Below are 8,623 nucleotides of genomic sequence, written 5' to 3'. Positions count from 1 at the left end.
GCCACGCCGACGGTCGGCAGGCAGGGCGAGGCCGGATCGCGGCTGTCGGACTTCAGCAGTTCGAGGTTGATGAAGTTGGTGCCGTAGGCCCAGACGTCGAAATGGGTGAAGGCGAACACCTGCTTGGCAGTGCGATCGGCCGCGCCCGGCGCCGTCGCCGTGAACTGGTAGGCATAGGTCAGGCGGTTGTCGTTGACGATGAAGAACGGCAGGTCGAGCACCGACTTCGGCGCTTTCACCGGCAGAGCCACGTCGGCGGCCAAGGCGGAGCCGGCTGCGGCAAAAGTCAGGCCGGCGGCAACAGCAATCGATTTGTAAGACATTAATATTCCCCCTGAATGTTTGATTTTGATCTGTGGTCTTCCCATGACAAGGTGATCAGCGAACGCCTCATGGCTCCCGCCATTCGCTGACTTCAACGCTGTGCGTTCCCCCATACGCACCCGCGGACCTGTTGTGTCGTGTCGTCAATCGGACCGGTCTGTGTCACGACGACGGTGTACCGGTGGTGGAGAGAGCAAGAATGCCGCCGGCAATCACGCGACTCGCCGGCTGGCGTCGGTCTGCGCGGTCATGTCGGTGGCAAAAATCGTGATCAGCTCGGCAGCGGCGAGCGCGGCGATGACCGCGGGACGCTTGTCGCGGACCGAGGGGCTGCCGATCGGGCAGGTGATGCGGGCAATGTCGCGGGCTGAAATGCCCTGCTGGCGGAAGGCCGCCTCGAAACGCTTGCGCTTGGTGCGTGAGCCGATGATCCCGAGATAGCGAAAGTCGCCACGCTCCAGCACTGTGCTGGCGATCAGCGCGTCAAGGGCATGGCTGTGGGTCATCACGAGGTAGGCTGCGTCGGCCGCGGCCGCCTCGACCTCGGCGATCACGCGCTCGGTGATGACCTGGGCGACGCCGGGCGCATCGAAGCCGGTGAATTCGGCTGCGCGGTTGTCGATCAGGCGGACGTCGAAGGGCAGCGGGGACAGCGCGGTGGCCAGCGCCCGGCCGACAAAGCCGGCACCGAAGATCAGGACTTGCGGACGGCTGGCGCGCTCGGTGGCTTCGCTCGCGGTCATCGCAGCGAGGAGCTGGGCATCGGCGCGCGCGATCGTGAGGGTGACATGGCCGCCGCAGCACTGGCCGATGGCCGGCCCGAGCGGGACCTCGAGGATGCGGCGGTCGCCGCCCGAGGCCAGCAGCTCGCGGGCGATGGCGATCGCATCCCATTCGAACCGACCGCCGCCGATGGTGCCGTCGGTGCGGTCCGCCGTCACCAGCATGGCGGCACCGGCTTCACGTGGCGTCGAGCCCCTGGCATCGGTGACGACAACACGGGCGACGTCGACGCCGGCCGTCAGATAGCTCGCGAGCGTGTCGGCAAGGCCCTGGGTCATGGCGCCCCCTGGGTTCGCAGCGGTTCTGTCCGCAGCCGATCGACCGCGTCGAGCACCCGCTCGGGTGTCGCCGGTGCGTCGAGGCGCGGGCAATGGCGATAGCCGGCGACGCTTGCCACCGCGTCGGAAATGGCGTGCAGCGCCGAGACGCCGAGCGGCAGCGGCGGCTCGCCGACCGCCTTGGAGCGGAAGATGCTGTCCTCGCGATTCTGGCCTTCGTACAGCGCGACGTTGAAGATACGGGGGCGATCGCTACAGGCCGGGATCTTGTAGGTCGAGGGCGCATGGGTGCGCAGGTGGCCCTTGCCGTCCCACCACAGCTCCTCGGTGGTCAGCCAGCCGGCACCCTGGACATAGGCGCCCTCGATCTGGCCGATGTCGAGGATCGGGTTCAGCGAGCGGCCGCAGTCGTGCAGGATGTCGACCCGCTCGATGCGGTATTCACCGGTGAGAGTATCGACGGCGACTTCCGTGCAGGCGGCGCCATAGGCGAAGTAGTAGAAGGGCCGGCCGCGGCCGGCCTGGCGGTCCCAGTGGATCTTCGGCGTCTTGTAGAAGCCGGTGGCGGAGAGCTGGACGCGGGCGAGATAGGCCTGCTTGACCACCTCGGCGAAGGGGATGTCCTGCTGGCCGATCCGCAGCCGGTTCGGCAGGAAGGTGACCTCGTCCTTGCCGACGCCCCATTTTTCCGCCGCGAAGGCGGTGAGCCGCTCCTTGATGGTGAGGGCGGCGGCTTCCGCAGCCTTGCCATTGAGGTCTGCGCCGGAAGACGCGGCGGTCGGCGAGGTGTTCGGCACCTTGCCGGTGGTGGTGGCGGTGATCTTGATCCGGGAGATGTCGATCTGCAGCACTTCGGCGACCACCTGGGCTACCTTGATGTACAGGCCCTGGCCCATCTCGGTGCCGCCGTGATTGATCTGCACGCTGCCGTCCGTGTAGACCAGCAGCAGCGCGCCGGCCTGGTTCGACGAGGTCAGCGTGAACGAGATGCCGAACTTGACTGGAATGAGTGCGAGGCCGCGCTTGATCACCGGGCTATGGGCATTGGCGGCGCGGATCGCGGCGCGACGCGCGCGGTAATCGCAGTCACGCTCGAGCTTTTCGACCAGCTCGAGCGCGATGTTGTCCTCGACCGTCTGGTGGTAGGGGGTGACGTCGCGTCCGGCGTCGCCATAGAAGTTGCGCTTGCGCACATCCAGCGGGTCGAGCCCGGTGGCGTAGGCGATCTCCTCGATCAGGCGCTCGGCGCCGACAATGCCCTGCGGGCCGCCAAAGCCGCGGAACGCGGTGTTGGAGACGGTGTTGGTCTTCAGCGGCTCGGACACCGCACGCACCGCAGGATAGAAGTAACAGTTGTCGGCATGAAACAGGGCGCGGTCGGTCACGGGACCGGACAGGTCGGCTGACCAGCCGCACTTGGCGGCGAAGGTCATATCGACGCCGTGGATGCGGCCGCCGTCGTCGAAACCGATGTCATAGTCCACGGTGAAGTCGTGGCGTTTGCCGGTCATCACCATGTCGTCGTCGCGGTCCGGGCGAACCTTGGCGGCCCGCTTCAGGCGCTTGGCGACGATCGCCGCATAGCAGGCGAAGGCGCTGCACTGGGTCTCCTTGCCGCCGAAACCGCCGCCCATGCGACGGACTTCGACCGTGACCGCGTGGTTGGCGACGCCGAGCGTCGCCGCCACCATGTGCTGCACCTCGGTGGGATTCTGCGTCGAGGAGTAGACGGTGACGTCGTCGTCCTCGCCGGGCACGGCGAACGCGATCTGGCTTTCGAGGTAGAAATGCTCCTGGCCGCCGATCTGCAGCCGGGCCTGGATGCGGCGAGGGGCGGCGGCGAGTGCGGCGGCGGCATCGCCCCGCGCCAGGGTCATCGGCGTGGTCACCATCTTGCCGGCGGCCTTGGCGGCATCGACGTCGAGCACCGCGGGCAGGTCGTCATAGGTGATGGCCGCGAGACGGACCGCGGCGCGGGCTTCGAGGCGGGTGCGGGCCGCGACCATGAAGATCGGCTGGCCGGCGAACTCGACGCGATCCCTTGCCAGCAGAGGCTCGTCGTGCAGGTGCTGCGGGCTGACGTCGTTGTCACCGGGAATATCGGCGGCGGTGAACACCGCGAGCACGCCCGGTGCGGTGCGCACCTTCGACAGGTCGACGTCGACGAGGCGGGCATGGGCGCGCTCGCTGAGGCCGACATAGACATGCACCATGCCTTCAGGCTCGGGCATGTCGTCGATATAAACGGCTTCTCCGGTGACATGGCGGCGGGCGCTGTCGTGCGGCAGCGATGCCGTCACGCCGCCCTTCAGCGTGGTCTCTTGCGGAAAGATGCGTTCAGCCCTGGACATGTGCGAGCGCCTTGTCGCCGACGAGCCTGGTTTCGGTGTCGGGGTGCATGAGTTCGAGATGGAGCCGCTCGATCAGGTTCTGCGCGCTGCGCAGCCGGTAACCAGCGCTGGCGCGCATGTCGGTGATCGGGCTGAAGTCGGTTGCCAGCGCGGCCTTGGCCGCCGCCACCGCGGCAGCGTCAAAGGTGTGCCCGCGCAGCGCCTGCTCGGTCGCCGCCGCCCGCTTCGGGGTTGCGGCCATGCCGCCGAAGGCGAGGCGGACGTCGACAATGCGGTCGTCGTCGAGCCGCAGCCAGAACGCGCCGAGCACGGCGGAAATGTCCTGGTCGAAACGTTTGGAGATCTTGTAGGCGCGGAAGCGGTCGGCGGGCGCGGGCTTGGGCACAGTGATGCGCTCGACGAACTCACCGGGGCGGCGATCCTGCTTGCCATAGGCAATGAAGAAGTCGGCGAGCGCAATCGAACGCCGCTCCGTGCCGCGGCGCAGATGCAGCGTCGCACCGAGCGCGATCAGCGCCGGCGAGGCATCGCCGATCGGCGAGCCGTTGGCGATGTTGCCGCCGATGGTGCCGGCGTTGCGGATCGGGGTGGAGGCGAGGCGGCGGATCAGCTCGCCGAGGTCGGGATAGTGGCGGGCCAGCACCTCGCTGGCATCGCTGTAGGTGACGCCCGCACCGATCTCGATCGCGGCGCCGCTGTCGTCGAGGATACGCAGTTCGCGCACCCGGCCGATCCACACCAGCGTTGGCAGCGCGCGCATGTGCTTGGTGATCCACAACCCGACGTCGGTCGATCCGGCGACGATGGTCGCCTCCGGGGTGGCGACGAGGATGTCGGCGAGGGCATCGATGGTCGCGGGGGCATAGAAGCTGCCGGACGCATCGCCGACATGGACCGTGGCGTCGTCCTGCAGCGCCTCGAGGCGCTCTAGCGTCTCTGCGGCGTGACGGTCGAAGCGGTCGGCTTCGGCGGCTGCACAGGCCTGCTGCGCCGCACGCACGATGGGAGCGTAGCCGGTGCAGCGACACAGATTGCCGGACAGGGCGTCGTCGATCGCCTGGTCGGTGGGAGCAGGGCCGCTCACCTTGCTGAAGGCGAACAGCGACATCACGAAACCCGGGGTACAAAAGCCGCACTGCGAGCCGTGCTGCTCGACCATCGCCGCCTGCACGGCATGCAGTGTGCCGTCGTCGTTCTTGAGGTGCTCGACGGTGAGGAGCTGGCAGCCGTCGAGGCTGCCCACCGGCTGGATGCAGGCATTGACCGCACGATAGGTCAGCCGGCCGTTGTCCGGCCGCACCACCACCACGGTGCAGGCGCCGCAATCGCCCTCGTTGCAACCTTCCTTGGTGCCGAGATGGCGCTGGGTGAGACGCAGCCAGTCGAGCACCGTCATCGTTGGTGCGATGCGGTCGATCTCCTGCAGGTTTTCGCCGAACAGAAAGCGAATATGAGGTCGCAAGCGTAGTCCTCCATCCAGGTCGTCAGCTGCCCCGGTAGGTGCTGTAGCCATAGGGTGAGATCAGGAGCGGCACGTGATAATGGGCATCGGCGTCGGCGATGCCGAACCGGATCGGAATCTCATCCAGAAACGGCGGCTCGGGCAGCGTGCCGTGCTCGCGCTGCAGGTAGGCGCCGGCATGGAACACGAGCTCGTAGCGGCCGGGAACCATGGTGTCGCCGGACAGCAGGGGGGCGTCGCAGCGTCCGTCGAGATTGGTCTGGGTCCCGATCACGACCGTCGCCCCCTGCGCATCGAGGCGGGACAGCACGATGCGCAGGCGCACCGCCGGTCGGCCGTTCGTGGTGTCGAGGACGTGCGTCGTCAGGCGCCCGCTTCTGTGCTGGCTGGTCATGTGCGTTTCCCGTCTGGCGCGCTATCCGCGCGGCTTCCTTCAGCAGGAATAGTGCCACGTCCGCCGTCAACCGGCTTGCCGGCGGCTTCGGAAACATCTTTTGAAATTCCCGAAAGGCCAGCCAGCGGCCACGCGCATAGTGTTGCGCGCTGTTTGGCCAAGGATACCACGCTCCATGATCGATACCACCGACTATCCCCGCGACCTCGTCGGCTATGGCCGGACCGCGCCGCAGGCCGCCTGGCCCGGCGGGGCCCGGATCGCCGTGCAGATCGTGATCAACTACGAGGAGGGCGGCGAGAACTGCATCCTCCATGGCGATGCCGCCTCCGAGGCGTTCCTGTCGGAAATCGTCGGTGCCCAGCCCTGGCCGGGCCAGCGCCATATGAACATGGAGTCGATCTACGAATATGGCAGCCGCGCCGGCTTCTGGCGGCTGTGGCGGCTGTTCACCGGCCGCGGCATTCCCGTCACGGTCTATGGCGTGGCCACGGCCCTGGCGCGCAATTCGGCGGCAGTCGTGGCTATGAATGAGGCAGGTTGGGAGATCGCCAGCCACGGTTACAAGTGGGTCGAGTACAAGGACATGCCGGAGGCCGCCGAGCGCGAGCATCTCGATCGCGCGATCGCGCTGCACCGCGAAGTGACCGGGCAGCGTCCGACCGGCTGGTATCTCGGGCGCTGTTCCGAGCGGACCACGCGGCTGGTGATGGAGGAGGGAGGCTTTCTCTACTCCTCGGATTCCTATGCCGACGACCTGCCATACTGGGTCGAGGGCGCGCGCGGCCCGCACCTGATCGTGCCCTATACGCTCGACGCCAACGACATGCGCTTTGCCACGGCGCAGGGGTTCAATGCCGGCGATCAGTTCTTCTCGTATCTGAAGGACTCCTTCGACGTGCTCTATGCCGAGGGCGAGACCGCGCCGAAGATGCTGTCGATCGGCCTGCATTGCCGGCTGATCGGGCGCCCCGGGCGGATCGCGGCGCTGATGCGCTTTCTCGATTATGTGGCGTCGCACCCGCAGGTCTGGTTCGCCCGCCGCATCGACATCGCGCGCCATTGGCTGCGACACCATCCTCCGGCCGGCGGCCTGCCGCCGAGCCGGATGTCGCAGGCCCAGTTCGTCGAGATATTCGGCGACATTTTCGAGCATTCCCCGGAGATCGCGGCGGCGGCTCATCGTGGCGGCCTGACCACGGCCGACGATACCGCCGAGGGCCTGCATGCCGCCATGGTCGCGGCGATGCGGGCGCAGCCCGCGGAGCGGCAGCGGGCGCTGGTCGACGCCCACCCCGACCTTGCCGGGCGGCTGGCACTCGCCAACCAGCTCACCGCCGATTCCACCCGTGAGCAGGGCAGCGCGGGTCTCGACCGCCTCACCCCGGCCGAGCTCGCTGAATTCACCGCCCTGAACGATCGCTATCGCGCGCGCTTCGGCTTTCCCTATATTCTCGCGGTGAAGGGGCGGGACAAGGCGGGCATCCTCGCCAATTTCAAGAGCCGCGTCGACAATGGCGTCGAGGCGGAGTTCGAGGAGGCGCTATGCCAGATCGAGCGTATCGCGCTGCTGCGGCTGAAGGACCGCCTGCCATGACCAACACCGTTCCCGCAGCCGTGGAGCGCGCGCTGCGCGGCCGTGTGCTGAGCTTTCATGCCGACCCGCGTCTTGCGGGGGCGGACGCCAGCCATCGTTATATCGAGGATGGCCTCGTGCTGGTGGCTGGCGGCCGGATCGTCGCCGTCGGCGAGGCGGCAGAGCTGTTGCGGCAACTGCCTGCCGGCGTCACGGTCGACGACCATCGCGGCCGGCTGATCCTGCCCGGGTTCATCGACACCCACATCCACTATCCGCAGACCCGGGTGATTGCCTCCTATGGCGCGCAACTGCTGGAGTGGCTGCAGAAATACACCTTCGTCGAGGAGCAGAAGCTGCGCCAGCAGGGCCATGCCGAGCATGTCGCGCGCTTCTTCTTCGACGAGCTGCTGCGCCAGGGTACGACCACCGCGGTGGTCTACTGCTCGGTGCATCCGGAATCGGTGGAGGCGTTCTTCGCCGAGAGCGAGCGGCGCGGCACGCGGATGATCGCCGGCAAGGTGATGATGGACCGCAACGCGCCGGAGGCGCTGACCGACACCGCCGCGAGCGGCTATGAGGAAAGCCGCGGGCTGCTGCAGAAGTGGCACGGCCGTGGCCGCCAGCTCTATGCCATCACGCCGCGCTTTGCGATCACCTCGACGCCGGAACAGCTCGAGGCCAGCGGCGCTCTGGTGCGCGCATTTCCCGACGCCTACATGCAGACCCATCTCGGCGAGAACCTCGCGGAGATCGCGCTGGTCAAGGAGCTGTTTCCGTCCGCGAAGACCTATACCGACGTCTATGACCGTTATGGTCTGCTCGGGCCACGATCGATCTTCGGCCACTGCATCTATCTCGAAGACAGCGAGGTGGCGGCGCTGGCGGGCAGCGGCTCGATCGCGGCGTTCTGCCCGACCTCGAACCTGTTCCTGGGATCCGGGCTGTTCGACATGCGCCGCCTGCACCAGCACGGCATCCGCGTCGGGATCGCGACCGACGTCGGCGGCGGCACCAGCTATTCCATGCTGCAGACCGCCAATGAGGCCTACAAGGTGCTGCAGATGCAGGGCCAGACATGGCCGGCGCTGCAGGCGTTCTACATGATGACCCGCGGCAATGCCGAGGTGCTCGGCCTTGGCGATCGCATCGGCAGCCTGGAGGTGGGCCGCGAGGCGGATGTCATCGTGCTCGACCCCCGCGCGACCCCGGCCATGGCGCATCGCATGGAGTGCATCGACGGCAACCTTGCGGAAGAGCTGTTCCTGCTGATGACCCTCGGCGACGACCGCTGCGTCGCGGAGACCTATGTCGCGGGGCGGCCGGTGAAGCCGAAGGCGGTGTGAGGGTCCGTCTTCGGCTGGAAGCCACCGCGCTTCCTGTATTTTCTGCGTCATCACCGGGCCGGCGCGCCAGCGCCGTGACCCGCTGATCCAGCTTTGCAGGCGCAGCCAG

General features: G+C 67.5%; 6 protein-coding genes and 1 pseudogene. 2 read left to right on the top strand and 5 right to left on the bottom strand.

The window, feature by feature from the left end; translation table 11 throughout:
• The 5 genes and pseudogenes from AB4Z37_RS30365 to uraH all read right to left on the bottom strand — a co-directional run.
• A pseudogene (locus tag AB4Z37_RS30365) lies at positions 1–323 on the bottom strand (hypothetical protein); the annotation flags it as partial.
• Between the two features lie 213 nt (positions 324–536).
• Positions 537–1,385 (bottom strand): xanthine dehydrogenase accessory protein XdhC, encoded by an 849-nt coding sequence (gene xdhC / locus AB4Z37_RS30360; RefSeq protein WP_441520445.1) that lies wholly within the window; start codon positions 1,383–1,385, stop codon positions 537–539.
• Positions 1,382–3,736 carry a xanthine dehydrogenase molybdopterin binding subunit gene (xdhB, locus tag AB4Z37_RS30355; protein WP_441520444.1) on the bottom strand — a complete coding sequence of 785 codons (2,355 nt, stop codon included), beginning with the start codon at positions 3,734–3,736 and terminating at the stop codon, positions 1,382–1,384. Before xdhB ends, xdhC begins: the two co-directional genes overlap by 4 nt.
• Positions 3,723–5,249 (bottom strand): xanthine dehydrogenase small subunit, encoded by a 1,527-nt coding sequence (xdhA, locus tag AB4Z37_RS30350; protein WP_441520443.1) that lies wholly within the window; start codon positions 5,247–5,249, stop codon positions 3,723–3,725. The genes xdhB and xdhA overlap by 14 nt, the downstream gene beginning before the upstream one ends.
• Complete coding sequence (gene uraH, locus AB4Z37_RS30345) at positions 5,221–5,592, bottom strand: hydroxyisourate hydrolase (protein ID WP_441520442.1); 372 nt, start codon at positions 5,590–5,592, stop codon at positions 5,221–5,223. The genes xdhA and uraH overlap by 29 nt, the downstream gene beginning before the upstream one ends.
• A gap of 175 nt (positions 5,593–5,767) precedes the next feature.
• On the opposite strand from uraH, the gene puuE reads away from it, so the two are divergent.
• Complete coding sequence (gene puuE / locus AB4Z37_RS30340; RefSeq protein WP_441520441.1) at positions 5,768–7,189, top strand: allantoinase PuuE; 1,422 nt, start codon at positions 5,768–5,770, stop codon at positions 7,187–7,189.
• Positions 7,186–8,514, top strand: a complete 1,329-nt coding sequence (gene guaD, locus AB4Z37_RS30335) for a guanine deaminase (RefSeq protein ID WP_441520440.1) — start codon at positions 7,186–7,188, stop codon at positions 8,512–8,514. Before puuE ends, guaD begins: the two co-directional genes overlap by 4 nt.
• Positions 8,515–8,623 lie beyond the last annotated feature (109 nt).

This window comes from Bradyrhizobium sp. 2TAF24, from assembly GCF_052115025.1.
Classification (GTDB): Bacteria; Pseudomonadota; Alphaproteobacteria; order Rhizobiales; family Xanthobacteraceae; genus Bradyrhizobium_A.
Note: the sequence above shows the minus strand (reverse complement) of the source record. Positions and strands in the feature narration are given on the sequence as shown.